The organism is Paenibacillus pabuli NBRC 13638 (assembly GCF_001514495.1).
Taxonomy (GTDB): Bacteria; Bacillota; Bacilli; order Paenibacillales; family Paenibacillaceae; genus Paenibacillus; species Paenibacillus pabuli.
The window spans coordinates 52251-71169 of sequence record NZ_BCNM01000015.1 but is presented as its reverse complement, the minus strand read 5'-3'; the positions used below and the strand labels follow the sequence as shown (position 1 = coordinate 71169).

At 48.8% G+C, this 18919-nt stretch carries 12 protein-coding genes; 3 read left to right on the top strand and 9 right to left on the bottom strand.

The window, feature by feature from the left end:
• Positions 1-91: 91 nt before the first annotated feature.
• The 4 genes from PPA03S_RS20150 to PPA03S_RS20135 all read right to left on the bottom strand — a co-directional run bounded on the left by PPA03S_RS20150 (position 92) and on the right by PPA03S_RS20135 (position 5597).
• Positions 92-2029: a beta-glucoside-specific PTS transporter subunit IIABC gene (locus tag PPA03S_RS20150; RefSeq protein WP_062325616.1), complete on the bottom strand. Its 1938-nt coding sequence runs from the start codon at positions 2027-2029 to the stop codon at positions 92-94.
• 85 nt (positions 2030-2114) lie between these two features.
• Positions 2115-3212, bottom strand: coding sequence for an ethanolamine utilization protein EutH (gene eutH / locus PPA03S_RS20145; RefSeq protein WP_062325613.1), 1098 nt, complete (start codon positions 3210-3212; stop codon positions 2115-2117).
• Entirely contained in the window at positions 3212-4258 is a 1047-nt protein-coding gene (locus PPA03S_RS20140) for a Gfo/Idh/MocA family protein (RefSeq protein WP_062325611.1), read from the bottom strand. The genes eutH and PPA03S_RS20140 overlap by 1 nt, the downstream gene beginning before the upstream one ends.
• A gap of 64 nt (positions 4259-4322) precedes the next feature.
• Entirely contained in the window at positions 4323-5597 is a 1275-nt protein-coding gene (locus tag PPA03S_RS20135; RefSeq protein ID WP_062325609.1) for a glycoside hydrolase family 140 protein, read from the bottom strand.
• A 246-nt stretch (positions 5598-5843) separates the two neighbouring features.
• Between PPA03S_RS20135 and PPA03S_RS20130 the strand changes: the two genes are divergently transcribed.
• Positions 5844-6887 (top strand): LacI family DNA-binding transcriptional regulator, encoded by a 1044-nt coding sequence (locus tag PPA03S_RS20130; RefSeq protein WP_062325607.1) that lies wholly within the window; start codon positions 5844-5846, stop codon positions 6885-6887.
• 85 nt (positions 6888-6972) lie between these two features.
• Here the strand turns inward: PPA03S_RS20130 and PPA03S_RS20125 are convergent, their stop codons facing one another.
• The gene (locus tag PPA03S_RS20125; RefSeq protein WP_245683687.1) at positions 6973-9582 is read right to left on the bottom strand and encodes a DUF4073 domain-containing protein; all 2610 of its coding nucleotides are present in this window, start codon (positions 9580-9582) and stop codon (positions 6973-6975) included.
• Positions 9583-9835: 253 nt separating this feature from the next.
• Between PPA03S_RS20125 and PPA03S_RS20120 the strand changes: the two genes are divergently transcribed.
• Complete coding sequence (locus PPA03S_RS20120; protein ID WP_062325603.1) at positions 9836-10705, top strand: pentapeptide repeat-containing protein; 870 nt, start codon at positions 9836-9838, stop codon at positions 10703-10705.
• A gap of 91 nt (positions 10706-10796) precedes the next feature.
• On the opposite strand, the gene PPA03S_RS20115 is transcribed toward PPA03S_RS20120, so the two are convergent.
• From PPA03S_RS20115 to PPA03S_RS20100, 4 genes are all read right to left on the bottom strand, one after another.
• Positions 10797-11774: a diaminopimelate dehydrogenase gene (locus PPA03S_RS20115; protein ID WP_411835289.1), complete on the bottom strand. Its 978-nt coding sequence runs from the start codon at positions 11772-11774 to the stop codon at positions 10797-10799.
• A 164-nt stretch (positions 11775-11938) separates the two neighbouring features.
• Positions 11939-13876: a serine hydrolase domain-containing protein gene (locus tag PPA03S_RS20110; protein ID WP_062325600.1), complete on the bottom strand. Its 1938-nt coding sequence runs from the start codon at positions 13874-13876 to the stop codon at positions 11939-11941.
• Positions 13877-13920: 44 nt separating this feature from the next.
• Positions 13921-14907 (bottom strand): alpha/beta fold hydrolase, encoded by a 987-nt coding sequence (locus PPA03S_RS20105; RefSeq protein WP_245683678.1) that lies wholly within the window; start codon positions 14905-14907, stop codon positions 13921-13923.
• A 263-nt stretch (positions 14908-15170) separates the two neighbouring features.
• Entirely contained in the window at positions 15171-15926 is a 756-nt protein-coding gene (locus PPA03S_RS20100) for an exodeoxyribonuclease III (RefSeq protein ID WP_062325596.1), read from the bottom strand.
• Between the two features lie 347 nt (positions 15927-16273).
• Between PPA03S_RS20100 and PPA03S_RS20095 the strand changes: the two genes are divergently transcribed.
• Entirely contained in the window at positions 16274-18886 is a 2613-nt protein-coding gene (locus PPA03S_RS20095) for a winged helix-turn-helix domain-containing protein (protein WP_217998956.1), read from the top strand.
• The last annotated feature ends 33 nt before the right edge of the window (positions 18887-18919 follow it).

Genomic DNA, 18919 nt, shown 5'->3' with positions numbered 1-18919 from the left:
TACGGCAACCCATTAAAAAAGGACAGTTCCCTTTGAGCTTGGGAACTGTCCTTCCTATTGCTTTTGCATAACATATCTGTTTGACTTCTTTTTATTTTACAGTAATTAAAGCATCACCTTGCACGATACTTCCCTGTTCTTTTGCCTGAATATCCGTATATACGGCTGTATTCGATACAATAACAGAGGTCGTTGTATCCAAACCTGCGGCTGTGATGCCTTCGAGATCAAACTCGACCAGTTTGTCTCCTTTACGAACCGTATCGCCATCGGAGACAAAGGAAGTAAAATGTTTTCCCTTGAGACTGACGGTATTAATGCCCACATGAATCAAAATCTCTACGCCATCCTCGGACAGCAGGCCAATGGCATGTTTCGTCTTGAAGATCGTAACCACCACACCATCGAACGGTGCATATGCCACGCCTTTCGTCGGTACGATTGCCGCTCCCTGACCCATAGCACCGCTGGAGAAAGCCTCATCGCCCACCTCTGTCAAAGGAATCAGTTTACCAGTAAGCGGGCTAAACACGGTTTTCTCCTCTTGCGCTTCTGTAACCGGCTGGACCGGAGAAATGGCAGAAACGCCAGCATATCCATTTGAATCAGAAGTCACAAGGGATGGCTGCGCCTGCTCCACTTTTTCCTGCTTCGATGAAGCGGATGGGGACGCATTTTTATAACCAAACATGTAGGTTAGGATAAAGCCCAATACAAAAGCAATAAGAACAGACAGGATGAACCCAATGAATCCGGTATCCATTCCTTTCGGATTAATGAAGATCGGAATACCGAATACACCACCAGCCGCAAAACCATACGCAGTCGAACCCATGAAACCAGCCAAAGCCCCGGCGATACCACTTGCAATTGAAGCCATAATAAATGCCTTTTTGGCCGGCAATGTGACGCCATAGATTGCTGGTTCCGTTACCCCCATCAACCCAGCAATAGTTGCTGATGTCGCAATCGGTTTCAGTCGCTTATCGCGTGTTTTGATCGCAATGGCAAGCGACGCCCCAGTCAGAGAAAACGTGGTACAGAACAGCATGCCGTTAATTGGATCGAAGCCGTTCGTGGTGAGGTTGTTGATCAGGATCGGAATAAAAGCCCAATGCAACCCAAAGATAATGACGGCCTGCCAGATCCCTGCCATAATCAATCCTGCGATAATCGGGCTAAGCTTGTAAATCCACATTGCACCCGCAGCCAGATAATCACTCACAAGTGTTGACACAGGACCAACAGCCAGGAAAACAATAGGTGTAATGATAGCCAGTGTAACAAGCGGTACAAAAAACATTTTAATGGAGGAAGGCGCAATCTTGCTGAGCCACTTCTCGAAAGTCGCGGCCAGGTAGGAAGCGATAATAATAGGAATGACGGATTGTGTATAATTCATCAGAACGACCGGAATACCAAGAAATGACATGGCCGTGCCCTCTGTGAATGCCGCTGTCATGGTTGGATAGACGAGCACTGCACCAATGGTTGCCGAGATAAATGGATTACCTCCGAATTTCTTGCCTGCTGAGAATCCAAGCAGAATCGGGAAGAAATAAAACAGGGCATCTGCTATTGCAAACAAAATCTTGTACGTACTCATCTCTTCGGTAAGCCAGTTCAGCGTAATGAACAGTGCAAGTAGTCCTTTCAAGATACCTACAGCTGACAGTACACCAACGACGGGCATGAACACACCCGAAATGACATCAACAAAACGGTTAAACAATCCTTTTTTCTCGCCTTGAACGGCGTTATCCGAAGATGTTGTTTCCGGACTTCTCCCCATCGTTTTCAACAGGGAGTCGTATACTTTGGGTACTTCATTCCCGATGACGATCTGAAACTGTCCTCCACTCTCCACGACGGTAAGTACACCATCAATCTGTTTGATCTCTTCCTTGTTCGGAGCCTGCATGTCTTTCAGGGTAAATCTGAGACGGGTCACACAATGAATGACGTTATTGATATTATCATTGCCACCGACTGCGCTGAGAATTTCCTTCGCTGTTTTGTCGTGATTCATGTCATATACTCCTTTACATGGATGCCATAGTATCTTGTTATAAACGCATACATAACCAAGCAGAACAAATAACGTTATTCCATTGTTAAGAGATTTTATTGCTGATTTTGTCCTTGACTGGTGTAGCCCATGCAGCCACGATCGCCGCACTGATGCCACCCGCCAGCTTGCCCACAATCATGGCGGTCACCATGGATTTGTCCATGCCGGCAACGAAACCCAAATGTCCTCCAAGTACAAAGGAGCCACTGACCGCAAAAGCAATGCTGATGACCTTTCCCCTTGGATTCATATCGCTGACCAACCGAAAGGTCGGAATGTTGTGGGCGAGTGAAGCGACAAGTCCGGCAGTGGTTGGCGCATCCAGGTTCAGCAATTGGCCTGCACGTTCAAGCGGTGTTTTACAGATTTTGTTGATCACAGCAACCATGGGGAAAGCCCCGGCCAGCACAATGGCAATCGTGCCCACGGTCGTGATGCCTTCCGAGAGCGGTGCCATATTCGGGATCATCGCCCAGCCTGTGAGAGTCTTTACGGATACAGCCACGAGCCCGATCAGGGATATTAGGGTGATACCGCTTCCAAATATTTTAAACAACCTCACGGTCTGATTCGTAAAAAAACGCAAGCCTATCATAATGACTACAGATAAAAGGATGGGAATGATCAGATTTGCTCCGATGACCATAATATCAATGCCGGCCACCAGCCCTCCGATCAAACAGCCGACTGGAATTGTACTGATGCCGATGAGGACACCTTTGGCAAAGTACGGATGATCTTCCCGATCCAGAATGCCCAGCGCAACGGGGATGGTGAACACGAGGGTTGGTCCAAACATCGTCCCGAGGAATACCCATGAAAAGAGTCCCGCCTGTACACTCTGTGCCATCTGTCCCGCCAAAGCGTATCCTCCCATATCGACCGCAAGGATGGTATTCGCGAACGATGCCGGATCGGCACCGATCGCTTCATACAGCGGAGAGATGAGCGGAATGAGCATACTCGCGAGAAAAGGCGCAAGTGATACAATCCCCACCATAACCAGCGCGAGTGTGCCCATCGCCATGATGCCTTCCGTGAACGGTGTTCCCAGTCCCATTCGGTTGCCGAGAGCTTTGTCCACGGCGCCAAGCACCAGGAAGAACGCAATGATGATCATGACGATATCATTAATAGACATTATTTCCCCTCTTCATACCGTTGAACTTTATGGCTGGCCGCACTCTCGTAGGTATCGAATACAAGGCGGAGTGTTTTAAGATTATCCGAACCACTGGTCTGGAATTCCGCGCCTGTATTCAAACATTCAATGAAGTGGGATTGGAGTTTACGATGACTGTCCTCGTAATTCAACTCCGTATGTTCGGCGTACACCGTCTCCACACCAGCATTATCAATGATGGACAATCTCCCGTCCTTATATAGCTTGATGGTCGCTTTATCACCTTCAATGATGAGCTGCTCCTTGTGATCCGGGAGTACCTGCTCCGATAAAGGTTCATTCAGCTCACGACGCGTCGCCCAGCTCATATCCATCAGTCCCACATAATCCCCGTATCCCAGCATAACCATGCCGCTGTCTTCGCCGAGCGTATAGTTGCTTACCTTCCTTGTCTCTGCATACAGACGCTCAGGCTCTCCGAACAGGAAACGCCAGGTATCGAACCAGTGCACACCCATCTCATAAAATAACAATTGTGGCATGTCCCTGAAAAAAGGCTGCGGCAGCTTCTGTTCAGGAGCAAATCTTGGGGAATAAAAATCCGTATGAATGTAACGAATCGTATTCAGATGACCCACTGTATTTTCCTGCAGCAGCTTTTTGATCAATTGAAAAGGTTCCAGCCAGCGCCAGTTTTCCGTCACCATCAGACGTACGCCTGCCTCTTCCGCAATCCGTACCATTTCTTCGGCTTCTTCAATGGAGCGTGCAAACGGCTTTTGACACATGATATGTTTGCCCGCCGCTGCAGCCAGCTTCACCAGCTCCAGATGTGTATCCGGTGGCGTGATGATATCGAGCACATCCACATCCGCTTTTTCAAGCATGATTGCCACATCCGAGTATCGGAATGCTGCCGGGATGTTGAACCTGTCGGATTTTTCATTCAGCGTTGCTGCATGGCGATCACAAATTCCTGTTATTTCGGCGTCAGCAATGAATTGCCAAGCCTTAATGTGTTTTTCTGACCAGTACCCTGTACCTACGATACCGATGTTCCACATACCTTCACCCCATCTATAATGTAAATCTTCCTATCCAGGCCTTAGCACGAAGCTGATGCCACCATTACTTTCGTGTACCAATGACCACCGCATCATGTTCAAAGGCATGCATTGGAATAACCCCGTAATCGTTCTCGCGAACTGCCTCGGTATGGGCAAATCGGCGATGCACCAGATCAATGGTTGTAAAATCGTAATCCTCAACGGGTAAATCCAGTCGCACTTTGGTGTTCACCGGAACGTACAGCACGACGGTATCCTCATTGCCTGCCGCCCTGATTTCCTTGGTCTTGTTTAATACAATATCCAGCGGCTTCACGCCGACCAGCTTGTACTGGTCAAAGAGGTATTTCATAAATGAATAATCCCAGGCTCCTTCGAAGCGAAGAGCCGATCTCCAGTCATAGGGACTATCGAAGCCTTCCCCTTCCACAATGCCAAAGGACTTGCCTTTCTTGTGCCAGCTCCAGATGCCGTGTGCCCCGTAAGTGACTCCAGCTCCGCCTCCGGCAAGCAAACTCTGCCATGCAGCCTTGCGGGCATCGAATGCAGAGTAGCGCCCATATACGTTGCGGCTATAACTAATCTGTTCATAACAGGGTTCACCATTGATCACCGGACGTACAGGCGACTGGTTATAAAAATGTTCTGCAATCTCATGGGCAAAAGCTTGGAATTCCGAGTTATGCCCTGATTGATACATATAAAAATCGAGACCTTCATGATTCGCAAACATCTCCGGAATGTCCCGCAGTCTCCCTTGAATGTGCAGGGTTGTCAGACTGGATGGGCTGATCCGCTTGACTGTCTCCAGTGCCGTCTGATAATAGGCATTCGCTTCATCGGACGGAAAATCCGTATCACCACTGGCGAGATATATCGGATCAAACTTGGCGAAGCGATTGACAGCATAAGTGACGTAAGGCTCAACAGCCTCCAACGGCATTTTGCTGTTCTTCTGAAACTTTGTAGCCCATGTATCCGGCACATAATTGCACCACAGGAGCACAAGCGCGGGCGTGAATCCACGTTCTGCGGCCATACGAACCATCTCTTCAGCACGGTCGAAATAGGATTCGTTATAGACGGAATAATCGGTTGTCCCGTCATCCTGCTGGGCAAAGGGCTCCAGCTCCAGATCAGATCCACTGGCATCCCACTGACGCAGGATGTTGATTTGCAATACGTTAAATCCCTGCATTTGGCGATAATCCAAATACTCTTCCCATTCTTCGAGCGTGGCGTTGGTAAACGCACTCCACACGGTATCCGCCAAATAAAATAAAGGCTTTCCCTGCTTTTCTAACGTCCGGCGGTTGGCAGCGACTTGAACAGCCATCTTTTCACCTCATCCTTTTCAACTAAACTAAATAAATTATTTTAGTTAATTTAATATAATTTCAGTTTAATTCTATGCAATGAATGCGTTTCACAATTGAATATTAGCACCCGTTTCATAAACAGTCAATCATAAATTTTAGTTTTTATATATTTGTTTTAGTTAAGTTTAGTTTAGTAGACAACTGAAATTTTAGCTTAATTCATGGTATACTGATCATATGCAGTCCATTTAGGAGGTTGTATCTTGAAGATTGATGATATTGCGAGGCTTGCTGGTGTGTCCAAAGCAGCTGTCTCTCTTGCATTTAACAATAAACCTGGTGTCAGCGAACAGACACGGGAACATATATTGAACATTGCACAGACCTACGGATATAAACCGAGAACGTCTAAACCTGGAAGGGAAATCCAGAAATCCAATGCGATTATTCGTTTTGTTGCCTGTAAAAATACGGATATCGTAACCGAACATTATGATACACTCCCATTTTTCAATGAGTTGATTCACCATATCACGGAGCAGGTCAAGCAGCATGGAAATACACTTATCATTTCATCTATTGATGTTCAGGAATTACAGCACGAACTTGAAGTTTTGGAAAAGGAACAACCTTCGGCGGGTATTTTGTTATTGGGGACCAATCTGACCCCACCGATGATTAAACACATTCAATCCATTCATGCCAACGTTGTCATTTTGGATACATGCTTCGAACATGTGGACGCCAACTTTGTTTCCATTAATAATAGTTTGGGCGGATATCAGGCGGGTAAACATCTGGTTAACCTGGGACACCGCACCATTGGCTATGTAAAATCCAGCACCCGCATTCCGAATTTTATCAAGCGGGAAGAAGGATTCCGTGCTGCACTGGCTGAGCACGATCTGACCGTGGATGACTCTTTAACGTTTGATCTGCATCCCATGCGGGTTATGCCGCAAGAACGTTTCCAGCAGGCCATCCGGCAGCTTCAGGAGGTGCCTACGGCCATTTTTTGTGAGAATGATTATATGGCAATCAGTGCGATCAAATCGTTGCAAACTATCGGTATTCGCGTCCCCGAAGATATTTCGGTAATGGGATTTGATAATATTTTCGAAGCCAAAGTCATCAGTCCCGAGCTAACCACTGTGCATGTAAAAAAGGACATCCTTGCCAAAACTGCCGTGAAGCTGATTATTGATCATCTGGATAATCGGGAGAATAGCAGTGCCCATATCTATGTCAATACCGAAGTTGTGGAACGCAGATCCTGTATTCCTGTCGTCAGCTCACCCGAAGAATAATTCAGTCCTTTACCAGGTTGAACGAAAATAAACCGACTTCCTCTGATGGAAGTCGGTTATTTAAATTCATATTGTCGTTCATGGATTAATGAAGCATCTGTTGCATCCGAAGTAGCATCATGACCGCCTCAGCCCGTGTAAGCACATCCTGTGGAGCAAATGCATGATCTGCTTTCCCTTTCACAATACCGAGCTGTTGCAGGGTCATCACATAGGGACGGGCCCACAGGGCCACCTGATCCATATCGTTGAATGGCGTTACTGCGGATTCCTCAGATTCGGGCTGCAGCTGAAAGGCTCTAACCATAATGGCTGACATCTCTGCCCGGGTCACGCCATGATCAGGTCCATACTGCCCATCCGGGTAGCCCTGGATAATGCCTGCTTCTCTCATCGCAGATGCAGCCTCAAGCCCCCAGGCGGGGATGTCTGTCTGATCAGTGAAGCCGCTCTCCGTTGTACCTTTTTCACTCACGGGCAACTGCAGCATACGCTGAAGCATAACGGTGTATTCCAGCCGTGTAAGCGTTCCTTGCGGTTGATGGCTGCCATCCCCATATCCCTGGATGATGCCCATCTGAGCAGCAAGCGCCATCGCCCGGTCGGCCCAATCCGGCTGGCCTTCAATGGCAGACAGATCCACACCAGAAGCAGAACCTTCCGGTTCAGCAGTCACCGTCTCACCTCGAACGATATCAATGTAATATTCCTTGGCCTCTCCATCCAGGCCTTTGACCCCGATCGTTACCGGGTTACTGCCAGGCTTCAGGTTCACCAGCGTAATGTTACCCTGTTGTGCTGGTAAACCATTCACCGTAATATTCTGTCCGATCACAGGCCATTGCAAGGTTACAGATGAAGTCTCTGCTGGCAATGTAAGCTGGTAGCGAAACAGATCAGGGGAAAACGCAGGTTCAAGTTTGCCTTGTGAAACGTTCAGTCCTGTTAAGTTGGACGAGACCACAGGTGCGACATGAGCAACCTGCTGCCCCGATGGAGAAGAGGGTGCACTTGGACCCGATGGCCCAGAAGGGTTCCCTGGCTGTGGAGTACCTGGATTTCCTGGATTCCCCGGATTCCCTGGATTCTCAGGGTTTTCCGGGTTTTCCGGGTTTTCCGGCTCCCCTGTCCCCGGATCAGTCTCTTGAACAAGATGTAGAGTATAGTTCCGTTGATTGATTCTGTCCGCCGCCGTAACTTCAATATCGATATCTTGCATTGGCGAAGCTACAGCCACATTTACGTCCTGGCCCGATAGTGCAGACTGTCCATCAATAAGCAGACTAGCAGCGGGTTCATACGTGCTGGCCGTTACTGTAAGGGAGGATGTATCCTTCGGAACTTGAATCGTATACTCTTCAAGCGCTGGATCGAATCCAGTCAAGGGCACTCCATCGATGTCCAGCTTATATAACCGGGCATCAGCTACATTGGCTGTGAATTGTAGAACCCGGACTTGGCCCGCACCGTAACCTTGCCCCCTGTCTTTCCGATATCTCACCCACACCTCTTCATTCCCGGGAAAAGTCGGTGATGGTTCATCGGCAAAGGAAGTATAGTTCCCGCCCGCATTGGTTGAAAACTCCATATCGGGTGTTGCGCCTACAATCCGATTGGCTTGATCATCCGCGGTAATCTGCTCAGGTGCAGCAACCCGAAGTGTATACCGCCCGCCATTGTCGTCCCCGCCCAGGAAAGAGTAACTTCCGTCCGGATTTTGTTTAGTGCCTGAACCTGATCCTTTTTCGGAGAGCTTGTGGACCCACTGCATATTGCCCAGTTCATCGGTCTTCATTACAAGCATGTTCAGATCGCTATCCATGCCCGATACCACATATCCCCCTTCAACAGCCAACCTCACGTCCACGCCATGGTTGCCTACAGGATATGTCCTCATCCACTCCTGATCCAGGTTCTCATCCAGTTTAAGCAGCATGATCTCCTGTGTAGATCCAATGACCACATTTCCCGTCAGAATATACCCAAAATCGTTTACCGGTGCCATAGCCTCAATCGTTTCGCTTGCGTCCGGTGTACCATATGTTCTCTGATTGACCTGCAAGCCTGCCAAATTTATTTCTGTCAGAAGCGCATCGGTATACCAGTTGACTCCATCCTGTTGCGTCGAACCGCCAAGCAGGTGGGTGCCCTTAAAGGATCGAAGGCTGGCATGTATAAATTGATCATAGGGCTGTACATAGGTTGTATTAAATATCTGACTACTTCCTGGATTCAGCATGATGGCCATCGGGTCCAGATCACCGTTTGCAGAGCGCCGATGACCGGTTAAGAGGATCAGTTCATGATCTGTCTTGAGCAAGGAGCCTACACTGCCCTCCACCGCTACAGTGAAGGCAATCTCCTGATCTGCATTCAATTTGCCAATAACGGACTGATTCAGATCCATATTGTCGGACCCTGCATACATGTACTCATTGTCCCGCAGCGGGATAACTGTTTTCACATCGTATCTCGGCTCCGCTCCCACGGTCAGCTGCTTGCGCCATAATTCCTTTCCTTCCGCATCCGTCCTCAGGAGTGCACTCTGATTCCCGCTCTTGCCTGCCAGAATAGTTCCGCCATCCTCCGTTGGCTTCGCATCATATACCGAAAATCCGCTATACCTTGTCACATCCACATTCCACGTTCTGCCGCCTGCATCTGCATGGGCGGTCGGTCCATAGCCATACAACATGCTTGTCACAAGTAAACAGATTAGCAAGCTTATTCTCATCTTTCTTCTTCGCATTCATTCTCCCCCACATAATTAGCAGCGCACTTACCTGCAATTCGAATAACCCTATTTTAAATTCAAAATGCAAATCCGGCGTCTACCCCCCGGTAGAGAAAACAGGAACCCATATAGGAATTGATTGAATTCCAGTGTAATGGTAAAGTGGTACTGACATTCTTATAGCCAGTTTTTTATATTAAAGGAAGTGTGCACATTGTCTAACCAACCATTCAGTAGCAACCAGGCTAATCCTCATTTAAGCGCAGACTGCGAGCAATGTTTTGGCCTATGCTGCGTTGCCTTGCCTTATGGCAAATCATCGGACTTTGCTTTTGATAAATCCAGTGGTACGCCATGCCCCAATCTCCGTACCGATAACCGCTGCGGCATCCATACACAGCTTCGGCAGAAAGGGTTCAAGGGCTGCACGGTGTATGACTGTTTTGGAGCCGGGCAAAAACTATCGCAAGTGACGTATGCGGGCAGAGATTGGCGGGATTATCCCGAGTCGGCTGCAGAGATGTTTGATTGTTTGCCAGTCATGAAGCAGCTTCATGAAATGTTGAGTTATCTAAACGAAATGTTACAGCTGCCGGAAACACAATCGATCCATTCCGCTATGCAGAAAGCGTACGGAGAGACGGAACGGCTTACCGATCTGGAGCCAGCTGCCATTATACGTCTGGACATTCCCGGTCATCGGGCGGTCGTGAACGAACTCTTGATACAGGCAAGCGAAATGGTCCGTTCCAAGGTCCCAGCATCGGACAAGCAGCCCTCCAAATCGAAGACCAAAAAGCTTACCGGAAGAGACTTTCTGGGTGCCAATCTAAGAGGGGCTGACCTACGGGGCGCGAGCTTCAGAGGTGCCTTAATGATTGCTGCTGACCTCCGAAATGCTGACATGAGAAAGGCTGATCTGATTGGGGCCGACTTGCGGGATGCGGATCTGGGGGGAGCGGATCTGACCGGCAGCATCTTTCTGACACAATCACAGCTCCATTCGGCAAAGGGCAGCGCAAGCACCAAATTGCCGGTTCATCTAAGCATTCCCGAACACTGGCTGAAGGGAAGTACAGCCTGACCTGAATATGCACGGTTGTACAGCAATCAGCCCGTCCTTTTTTGAAGACGGGCTGATTCTTTTATATCTATTTTGAGTTACGATGGATGGATTATAACAGGTCGCGGCGAAGTTCCTCAGCCGATTTCGGAGACAGGTGACCGAGTGGAATATCGAATACCGTCTTAGCACCCTTATGTCCTTCCACGCTCAAACGCTGCGCAGCTCTTGCATAAGCCACAAGCACGCTGGCTGTAAATTCAGGATTGCTGTCCAATTTCAAGCCAAATTCAACAATTTGCTTCTGTCCGTTGCCTGTAACACCACTGCGAATGACAAATCCGCCGTGCGGCATGCCTTCATGCTCCGACTTTAACTGCTCTTCGGTAATGAACGTCACCGTTGTATCGTAATCGGCAAAATAGTTCGGCATGGACACAATGGTTTCACGAATCTCATCCTGATTGGCGCCATCTTCAGCCACAACAAAACATTGACGCAAATGTTTCTCACGTGTGGACAGTTCTGGTGTCTCCCCAGCACGAATGCGGTTGATTACTTCTTCAACAGGTACGGTGTATTGTACACCAGCTTTCACGCCCGGAACACGACGGATGGCATCCGAGTGGCCTTGGCTGACCCCTTTACCCCAGAACGTATACTCTTTGCCTTCTGGCAGGATCGATTGAGCAAGCAGTCGGTTCATCGAGAACAAGCCCGGGTCCCAACCTGTGGAAATGACGCTCACGTGGCCACCTTGCTCTGCCGCAGCGTTAACTTCCGTATAGAATTCAGGGATTTTCGCATGTGTATCGAAGCTATCCACCGTATTGAACCATTTTGCAATTGCAGGTGTCTGCTCCGGAAGATCGGTTGCCGAACCTCCACACAGAATCATCACATCAATTTTGCCTATGTATTGCTCAGCAGCAGAGATATGCTCGAAACGAACCTCCGTACCTTCTGCAACCATCTGCTCCGGGTTACGACGTGTAAATACAGCAACAAGCTCCATATCCGGGTTTTGAGTAATCGCTTTCTCTACACCTTTGCCCAGATTTCCGTAACCTACGATACCAACTTTGACCATGTTCAATCCTCTCCTGTCTCCATCTATAGTTGCCTACTCTATCTAGTATAATGATATAACATAACATGTAAACTGTCAGGTTTCCAGTTTGAAATAAAAATACCTTGCATTTGGACAGCATCAGTGCCACTTTTCATGCAAGGTAAGGTAACTTCATTCATTATTTAGTAAAAATGAATGGAAAGCATATTCCAATATCCCATATACGCTGTGAAGGTCAAAGCCACCACGGCCAATGCACTTCTTCCAATCGATCCGCCGTTACCTCTTACGGCATCTCGGGCATTTTGCAGAAGCAGAATCAACCCAAGCAATGCTGCAATCCATGGAAGAGAGCACAATCCCCATCGATACCAGAATGGAAATCCTGTACTCATATGAGTCAATCCATACACGATCTGTAGTGGCACAGCGGTTGCATAGATTGCCGCCATCACCCCGATCATTCTGGAGACCGGCCGCCGATTACTGCTGAACCAACGAATAATGTAACGAATGAGCCATGTCATAGCTATGAAAATCCAAAATAAAATGAAGCACACAAACACACCCAACAGAAATGACGGGGTATTCCACCGGGATGTTTGGGACATGGTCACCCCGTTCAAACCAGTTGCCTTCCACAGTCCGTCCTGTTCATGAAACCATATGGACTGGTCTGTACCTTCTTCTTGAAAAATGCCTTCCTGAATGGGCACAAAGCGCTTATACTGCTCTTCTCCTTCTTCTTCTGGAAACGTTCCACTAACGATCAGATTGACTCCATCCGCCCGAATCGTATAACTCGCTTTCTCAAAAAAGGTAACCCATCTGCCCCAACCATACTGTGGACTGAGCCGGAACATGTAATGACCCTCATAGTTCTGCATTTGTTCTGCACTCAGCGACGTTATTACAACCTGTGAGGTGTCTGTGTTTACTGGACCCAGCAGGTCCGTGATGGACTCTACAACCTGATTATGAAGCTGTACATCGGACTGCCCTGCATTGATGACAACATATATCCCGATCTGTCTGGAAGGGATCAGCACCATCTTGGATATGAATCCTTCCACTTCTCCCGTATGGTAGACCATCGGTATGGCATTAGAAAGTTTGCCGAGAAAAAATCCATATCCAACCCCGGCAAGTTCCGGGTGATCCGTATACTGTTCATGCTGCATGGTGTGTACGGTCTCCGGCTTCAGCACGGCCTTTCCCTTGTACATCCCTTCATTCAACTGAGCGATCATGAAGTGTGCAAACTCATTCGGCGTTACACTAAGTCCTCCCGCTCCCGGAATATTAAAATGCTCATAGGGGATGGAATGGTAATTTCCTTCTTCATCCACATCATAGGATAACGGAAGATCCGGACTCCCATCTGGCATATCCAACGCGGCTGTAGACATGCCAAGTGGCTGAAAGAGATGTTCCTTCATATACTCATCCAGCGATTGCCCACTGACCTGTTCAATAAGATTGCCGACCAGACCCAGCCCGGCATTGTTGTACTCATACTCGGTACCGGGTTCTCTGACGGGAGGCTGGTCTTTTACATATTGCTGCAAGAAAGATTCCGCTCCAACCAACTCGTCTTGTGATGCTGCCACAGTACGATACATGACCTGATCCAGTCCAGCCGTATGCGTAAGCAAATGGTGAAGCGTAATCGGCTGCTGATTGAATGTATCCAGCTGATACGAGGTCAGATAATCATTCACATCTGTCCCCGTCTCGATCTTCCCCTGTTCTACCAGCTGCATTGCAGCTGTGGCTGTGATGGTCTTCGTCAATGAGCCAATGCGAACCAATGTATCGCGCGGGTTCATCCGAATCTGCTGCTCCACATTGGCATAACCGTAACCTTGGCTGAAAATGATATCTTCCCCTTGCGTGATAACAACAGCGGCTCCCGGAATGTTCAATTTTCTGATTTGTTCTGAAACCAACGGGCTTACGACCTGTTCCAACTCAGCTGCAGATAAATTCGTCCGAACAGCAGACGCTGCGTCAACTCTGTCCGTCAAACATACAACGGATACTGACAGTACAATTAAAGACAACAGGCAACTTGCCAACAACAAGGACAAAAACCTGCCAAATACCCCAATCTTCTTCATCCATCTCCCTCGTCTTCCTATCCCTTTATATTGAATCTGTTTTCTCATTTGTCTTTGGATATTCTAACCATCTTCAGAATTTCAGCAGCTACAACATCCGGCTGACTGTTATGGATGTAGTGTTTAGCATGTGCCACAGTGAGCTGCGTTCCTTGGCTGGACCATGAAGCAAAATCCGCTTGATCTGCCTGCCATGCCCTACTGCCTTCGCTTGGTTTCTCTGAACCCGCCGTCAGAATGGTTAGCGGGAAGGAGAATTGCTTTTTATGCTCAAGAACATGGGCTGCATTCATCTTGGAATTGCGCATCTCTTCAATCACATTTTCATTGTAAGCATGCTTGAGCGTGGATATGGTGGCTGCCTTTCTCATCGATTCCGTGACGAGTTCCGGGTCAATGACCAAGGATTCCGTTATCCGATCCGAATGCAGCAATGTACGCAGAATTCCTGTTTTCACCAGAAAACGGGCTGCATCGAAATACCATTCCCTTGGCTCCATCTCCACGGAGCTGTAATATTCAGGACTTCCTCCATCGATCATGACCATGCCAGCCACCTCATCCGGATACATTTGTGCGAACCGCACTGTCTCCAGCGATCCGAGAGAATGACCTACCATGATATACGGTGGACGTTGACCGGATACTCGCAGCAATTGATGGATTTCCTCCGTCATGGTATCGATATCTCGCGTACGGTCTGTGTAGTCGCTATACCCGTAACCGAAACGATCATACACCACAATTTTCGCCTGGGACTTCAACTTGTCATACAAAGGGCTGAAATCAACATAAGGATTGGGTGTACCCCAACCTGATGCCAGCACCACTGTCGCTTTTCCTGTACCTGCTGCATAGAGATGCATGTTGCGCCCACTCACCTCATACATCTTGCCCGGTGCAGCATAAGACTTCATGTCCTGTGTTGACTGATACGCCTCGTATGCGGTACCTGCCAGCAGCAGAAGTCCCGTCGCCAGCATCAGACCACCCAGTCCTTTTAATCCTCTCCGTAACCCCTTCTTCATCATTCTCTACTCCTTACTCCCCGAGTCTTCTTCTATATGTATTCTTCAATCCTACCCAAGTACAGGTGAAGGCGGAACAATCCCGGGTCCAGTTCTTCCCCCAACCTAAGTCCAGTTCGGTCCCCCTACCCGCGGTATAAAGAACCCTTGAACCTCCCTGTACCTGAGGAAACGCAAAGACAAACGCCAAAAAACCGCAAATCTCCCCTAACGGAAACTTGCGGTTTTCATGATATTGATTTTCATATAGCCCATTCCTGCGCGAGCTACAGTTGTAAACTCAAACCCACCGGGCAATGATCACTGCCCATTACATGGCAATCAATATGCGCATTTGATACCTTCGGAGCCAGTTGATTGGATACAAGAAAATAATCGATCCGCCATCCAACATTACGTTCTCTTACCTTGGGCATGTACGACCACCAACTGTACACATCCGTGCGATCCGGGTACAAATGGCGGAAGCTATCCACATATCCGGCCGCCAGCAGATCGGTCATCTTGCCTCGCTCTTCCAGCGTGAATCCCGAGTTGCCCAGATTCGGCTTCGGATTCTTCAGGTCGATCTCCTGATGAGCTACATTCAGGTCACCACATACGATAACCGGTTTGGTTTGCTCCAATTGCAGCACGTACCCTCTGAACCGATCCTCCCATTCCAGACGGTAAGGAAGTCTGGTCAGATCCCGCTTCGCATTGGGTGTATATACATTCACCAGATAAAAATGATCAAACTCCAGCGTAATCATGCGACCTTCCGGCTCGCTGTCTTCCTCGATCCCGTACCAGACGGATAGCGGCTTGATCCGGGTAAAAACGGCTGTGCCGGAGTATCCTTTTTTGACAGCATAATTCCAGTATTGATACACGTCTTCTCCCAGATCCATCTCGATCTGCCCTGCCTGCAGCTTGGTCTCCTGCACACAGAAAATATCAGCCTGACTCTCGTAATAATAATCCATGAATCCCTTGGTAACACATGCCCGCAATCCATTCACATTCCAGGACACCAGCTTCATATCCTCATCTCCTCACATCTCCCCAATATAGCATGGGCGAATTCGGAAGGACAAGGCTGGAGGCCCGGAAATGATATGCAGTCCATTCTGAACAACGTGTTCCTCCTCATGGATGTGCTGTAATTTCCGATTATATATAAGGCATGTTAATGATGCTATGGACGATCTGCCGGGTCCGATATGGATAATACACTTCTTATTCCTTCAGGGATGAAAAGGAAAACCGGCACCTTTTGTCGAATTATGCGGGTGTACACTTCGAACGATAAAGAAAGGAAATATATATGTCATCACCTCAACCTAACGATGAGCAACATCGGGAAACTGCCGCGCATTCATCCGAAATCATGTCCACCGACACCCTGACACTTCATTCCAAGCTGAGTTTGCCTTACCGCCATGTGCCAGCACTTGAGCGTGAACGTCTGCACACTGTACTGGATAAAGGGCTCTTCCGAAAATTGACCTTGGTCATCTCCCCTGCCGGATATGGAAAAACGACGCTTGTCAGTCGCTGGTGCAGCCACATTACACAGCCGAATATGTGGATCTCCCTGGACACAGGAGATAACGGGTTAAGCCGTTTCTGGCAGTATATCACAGCAGGTATACAATCCGTCCTGCCTGAATTCAGTACGAAGATTAAACCGTTCTTGCACCTGCTTCACAGCGGGGACAGCGAGATGGCGATGGTGTATTTACTGAATGAACTCAGCCGATTGGCGAAACCTTTGATTATCGTACTGGACGATTTCCAGTTCATTCAGGAGGCCGAGCTTAGGCAATCCTTTGCTTATTTTCTGGAGTTCATGCCTTCCAGCCTGCATGTTATCCTGATCAGCCGTGAACAACCCGCTCTTCCACTGGCCAAGATGGAGCTTGAACAGGCAGTACTGCGGATTGAGGCTGACGATATGCGATTTACGGAGCAGGAAGGTGCTTTATTTTTCCGTGATCTGATGAAGCTGGATCTGCCGGAACAGACCTCACGTTCCTTCGTAAACCGCACAGAAGGCTGGATTGCCGCCATGAAGCTGGCCGCCCTAGCGATGGAGAAGCAGAGTGCACATCATGTACTCAAAGAGCTTGCAAACAATCATCGGCTGTTCGAATCCTATCTCCTGGAGGAAGTGTTCCATGAACTTGCTCCAGACATGCAGCAATTTCTGATGGATTGCAGCGTGCTTCCACGGCTGAATTCCTCCCTGTGCGGAGCAGTTAGCCAACATCAACAGCCCGGACTTATGCTGGAGGAAGCCCTGAAATCCGGCCTGTTTCTGATTCCGCTGCACGGTACAGGGGGCTGGTATCGTTTCCATTCATTGTTCTCGGCCTTCCTGCTTGCGCAGTTCATGAAAGTATCTCCGGGCAAAGCGAATGAGCGACGCCGGAGGGCAGCCGAGTGGTGCATGTCACAGCACATGCCGGAGGAAGCCATTGAATACTGGCTGAAAGCCGGAGAATATGACCAGGTCGCGGATCTGCTGGAAAAGATGGCGGATCGCACACTCAAACGTGAATGGTCCACCCTCGGCACCTGGCTGGCGGCCTTGCCCGAATATGTACTTCTCGCCAGACCTTCACTACATTTCTCCTACCTGCTCACACTGCTGTTTGGACGACAGACTGTGCTGTTTGAGTCGGAACTGAGAAAGATGGAGCGCAGGCTCAAGATGGATGGTGCACAATGGACAGAGGTGGAGCACAATTCGGTGACGGGCAATCTTGTGCTGATGCGTTCGCTCTACTCTACCTTCAATGAGCAAAATAATCTGGCTGCACTGAACAATCTCCAGCACTTCCAGGCACAGCTGCCTCATATGGGTAACTTCATTCTGGGCATGTTCGAGGGTCCTGCCCACCCTTCCATGCTTGGGGCATTCCGCGGACAGAGTGGTCAGCTTGCCAGAAGCATTGTCAAGCCTTTCCTTCTACACATCATTGAACTTGTCCGGAACCTGAATCAGCCCGTGCTGGCATGGCTCTATATTGGACTTGGGGAATTGCATTATCATTGGAACGAGGCAGTGGAAGCTGAGCGTTATCTTCAGCTCGGTATGGAAGCTGCTGCACAGTTCGGAGATGGAGAACATCGCGTGAGTATCAGCCTTCCGGGGTGGATCTATATGGCGAAAAGTCTTACACTCCAGCAGCGGAGCAATGAAGCTGTACAGTACCTGAGCTCCGCTCTGATCGAGCTGGAGGAACATCAAATGGAGGAAGCGCTGATCCATGTGCAAGGTGAACTCGCACGAATGTCACTGATGGGCGGTGAATCCCAGCCTGCTCTGGATTGGATTTCACGCTGGCGGCTGTCTGTCACTGATCCGATATCGATCTATCACCTGCATATCTATCTGCAATTGGCACGTTTCCTCATCATTTTGGGAAAAGCAGAGCAATCGCTGCCGTTAATTGAACGGCTTGAACAGCTGACTGCACAGGAGAAACGGCCCATTGAAGCTATTGAGGCAAGCCTGCTTCATGCACTGGCGCTGGCCGGAGCAGGACGTATGGACGCCGCTCTCCTGCATATGGGCGAAGCGCTCCACTTCGCAGAGGCCGAAGGATTCACCAGCCTGTTTGTTCAAGAAAGAACCGCAGCGGCCGGTTTGATCACTTCTTATCTGCAGATACAGTCAAGCCATGGATCAAGCATGAGGAACAAACCTTCGATAGCTTATGTGAAGCAGGTCCTGCGAGCATTCAACATGGGCACCCTAACCAGGGCAGCATCTCAATCTCATTTCCAAGAAGGCATCGGTCTCCTCACCCCCAAAGAGCGGCTGGTGTTGACCCAGATGACACGTGGATACGCCAACCGTGAAATTGCAGACCGAATGAACATCGGGATGGGGACCGTGAAAACCCATATTAACCGGATATACAGCAAACTCGGCGTCGCTACCCGGCTTGAAGCCATAGGCAAGGCACTGGAAGCCGGATTGAACGAAGAATGATATACCAAAAGGCCGGATCATTTATCCGGCTTC